Source organism: Fusibacter sp. (assembly GCF_057447755.1).
Genome location: NZ_JBVBZF010000379.1, coordinates 1 through 3,221, shown reverse-complemented (window position 1 = coordinate 3,221; position 3,221 = coordinate 1). Strand labels below are relative to the sequence as shown.

Here is a 3,221-nt window from a genome sequence, read left to right as displayed (position 1 = left end):
TGGCCTGTAATTTAATCCTCAATTTATCAAACTCCGTTTGGTATCTGGATCATAAAAATACTGAGGTTTTAGAAGACTTCCACTGGATTAATGAAAATATAATTGATTCGAGGGATTTGTTAACCTCCGCCCTTGGTCCTGATGCTTTGACGCGCCTTAAGGCGTTAAGAAATGTAGTGGTCCGCGTTTTTGAAGGAGACAAGGTGGATGCCCATATGGATTTTTTAAACGATTGTCTTTCAAGGTCCCTTTTCTATAATAAGCTCAACCTCAATGAAGGTCATCCTTCAATTGAAAAAGTCTCAACTACTTCTAAAGAGGATCGAATGATTGCCGCAATCATCATGGAGCTTGTGGAATCTATTGAGATGGACTTGATCTCAAGAATTCATAGATGTGACCTTTCAGACTGCCAATTTTATTTTCTGGATAAGAGTAAGAATCAGAATAAAAAGTATTGCTCTATTAAATGTAACAACGTTGCCAAGGTGAGACGCTTTAGGGATAAGGGGAAGGGATAGGAAACGTTATAGATGCATTTAGACTTCTTCAAACAAATCCAAATGCGATATCATTCCCTTTACAAAAGTTGACACCTGCTCAAGCGCCATACTGAATTCAATTTCTATTTGAAGTTCTAACAAAATTGGATAAAGAGACTTTAGAACCTCATCATCATTGAATAGAATTTTTTTAGGATATTGTTTAAGTGACATAAGCATATCATAGAAATAAATTTGAAACGCCATATTAGTGCTCATTGGATCAGTCATGTGTGTCCCTCTGACCTCACCCGTGTCATGGTCCAATACTACGAGTAAGGATGGAAAATGTCCTAAATACGCATTGTCTTCATTAAAAATTGGGGTTGGCAAATAAGCCTGACCTAGTTCCCAAACTTCATTGCTTTTTTTCACTTTTTTCCTAAGCTTTTTCAAGGTCAGCTCATCCATGTAAACCCCAACTTCAAATTCTTCACTCAAAATAGCTTCAATATCTCTAAATCCGTAGTTTATCTCGCCAGTTTCTGTGGCCTCAACCTTAAAAATCCTATCTTGAGCAAGCCAATCTCTGTAGTCTTTGTGCTTTTTCAAATACTTAAATGTTTTAAGTAAAAGAGAGAGGACATATTCAAGATCAATTAACTCAATAAGCTCTAATGGACACGCTATCATGCCGGGATCTTGAATTCTTAAAAATGGCAATTTTTGATCATCCTCAAAAGACACTTGAGATCCAAATAAAAAGGCTTGATCCACTGGGTTGAATCTTTGGATGCCATCAAAATGCAAGGCGATATAGGATTGACTTATGTTAATTTGGTCTAGATTTTGCCCCTCTTCGCTTAACATTCTAAAAAAAGCCTTGAGACCTATGGTGCCTTGATATAGGATTATGCCAAAACTTTCACCACCTGCACCAATAACGCTGGCATAAAGCTTCTCATCTTCATCAGGCGCTTTGATTTCAATGACATCTGTTTCATATAAATAGGTCCATGGCTTTTCTTTCAAAATCGCTTTTGCGACTTTAAAAAAATCGTTTAGAACACCATTAGCCTCATCCTCATCCAGCATGCCTGAATCGAGGAAGTAAGAGATATCATCATACTCCAAATCAAAATCCTCATAATCATCATTTTCATCATCAAAATAGGCATCAAAAGCTTCAATAAGACTCATCCACTTGTCTTTGTTTTCCTTTATGATTTGCTCTAAATCTTGGTAATCCTCTTGACTGATGGTCTTGCATTTATATAAAAATTTATAAAATTTCTTAATCGAAGTCATATTTTCTTTGTAGGCTGTTTTAGATGCCCACATGGCCTTCCTTAAAAACCATTCTGAAAAAAAAATAATCTAATTCCAGAATCCCTTGATCTAGCGTCTTAGGTTCATAATAATTCAAAAAATCATTTATAAAGAACGACGCGTTTTCAACATGTTTTCGAATTGTTTTATCAGACAAGCCCTCCTCAGTCAATGCAACTTCAAAGTCTCTTAAGTACTTAAGGTTGTTTTTTTCTATTATATTTTCTAACTTTGTACTCATATATGTCGTACCTCTTTTCCATTTTTTTATATGGCCTTAGGCCATCCATTACATTGAACCATCAAGATCGATATATATATCTATATCGCTTTTTCTTTATCGCTTTTATGCTACAATTATTACAAATCGTCTTTCAAGAAGCTTATTTGATCTTTTAACCCTTGACTAAAATCCTCAAGATCCTCAATCTTAATCACACCATTATTCATAAGATGAAGAAGATCAAATACCATTTCTTGCTTTCGAAACTCTAAGATTACTCCTGGCTTTTTCTTATCTATTTTGATTCGTCTCTCCAATTCCCAGAACTTAGTCGATGCCGGTAAATTATCATTTAATAGCACTGTATATTCCATAACCAGCTTTTCCATATAAGCCTCTTGCCAATCCTCTATTTTATCCCTAAAAAGTTTCCAATCGTTTTTAGAAGGTTCCACCGCCTTCCCCCCCTTTTTCTTAAAAATCTGATAAGCCAATAAAAATTAAGGTCTCAGTAACAATTTATTAGCGTTTATTTACAAATTTTATACCGAGTACAAAGAATCATATTCCCATTTGAACGCGCTAGATGCTAAATCAACCAAACTGGAACTGCCCAATTATTTGATGAAATAGGAATCAAGTCAGAACTCATACAAATAACATTTCCTTCAGCAGACGCTTTATCTACTCTATCTAACACTGAAAAATGACGGCCTGCATTAGCCTTGGGATTAGCACTCTTTTTAATTTCAACAGGTTGAAGTTTTCCATTATCTTCAATGATCAAATCTATCTCCTTTTGATCTGAATCCCTATAGTAAAACACAGGAGGTCTTCTCCCTGCATTCAAGTAGCTTTTGATTATTTCAGACACCACAAATGTTTCAAAAAAAGCACCTGACATCGCCGAAACTTCCAATGATTCACTGGACGTCCATCTTGTTAAATACGCACATAAACCAGTATCCATAAAATACATATTTGGCGCTTTCACTATCCTTTTTAAGGTATTATTAAAGTAAGGTTCGATTAAAACCACAATTCCTGATGTCACCAATAAGGACAGCCAACTTTTCGCCGTTGGAGAAGAAATACCCACGTCTTTAGCGATTTCAGAATAATTTACCATTTTACTTGTCCTTGCAGCACAAGCTGTTAAGAAACGTTGAAATTGCATCTCATCAGCA

At 35.5% G+C, this 3,221-nt stretch carries 5 protein-coding genes; 1 reads left to right on the top strand and 4 read right to left on the bottom strand.

From position 1 onward, the window contains the following. On the top strand, positions 1 to 521 hold a 521-nt coding region (locus tag AC220I_RS20480; RefSeq protein WP_486725723.1), incomplete at its 5' end, for a CGNR zinc finger domain-containing protein. Between the two features lie 18 nt (positions 522 to 539). Here AC220I_RS20480 and AC220I_RS20475 read toward each other — a convergent pair. The 4 genes from AC220I_RS20475 to AC220I_RS20460 all read right to left on the bottom strand — a co-directional run. Then, positions 540 to 1,823, bottom strand: a complete 1,284-nt coding sequence (locus AC220I_RS20475; RefSeq protein ID WP_486725722.1) for a DUF7309 domain-containing protein — start codon at positions 1,821 to 1,823, stop codon at positions 540 to 542. After that, positions 1,810 to 2,052 carry a hypothetical protein gene (locus tag AC220I_RS20470; RefSeq protein ID WP_486725721.1) on the bottom strand — a complete coding sequence of 81 codons (243 nt, stop codon included), beginning with the start codon at positions 2,050 to 2,052 and terminating at the stop codon, positions 1,810 to 1,812. The genes AC220I_RS20475 and AC220I_RS20470 overlap by 14 nt, the downstream gene beginning before the upstream one ends. Positions 2,053 to 2,171: 119 nt before the next feature. Continuing rightward, positions 2,172 to 2,489 carry a multidrug transporter gene (locus tag AC220I_RS20465; RefSeq protein WP_486725720.1) on the bottom strand — a complete coding sequence of 106 codons (318 nt, stop codon included), beginning with the start codon at positions 2,487 to 2,489 and terminating at the stop codon, positions 2,172 to 2,174. A gap of 134 nt (positions 2,490 to 2,623) precedes the next feature. Next, positions 2,624 to 3,221: ATP-binding protein (locus AC220I_RS20460; RefSeq protein ID WP_486725719.1), on the bottom strand; the 598-nt coding region annotated here is incomplete at its 5' end.

What these genes read in the sequence shown, in the direction of transcription:
- AC220I_RS20475 (WP_486725722.1), bottom strand. Translation starts at nt 1,823, where the DNA reads ATGTGGGCATCTAAAACAGCCTACAAAGAAAATATGACTTCGATTAAG.
- AC220I_RS20470 (WP_486725721.1), bottom strand. Translation starts at nt 2,052, where the DNA reads ATGAGTACAAAGTTAGAAAATATAATAGAAAAAAACAACCTTAAGTAC.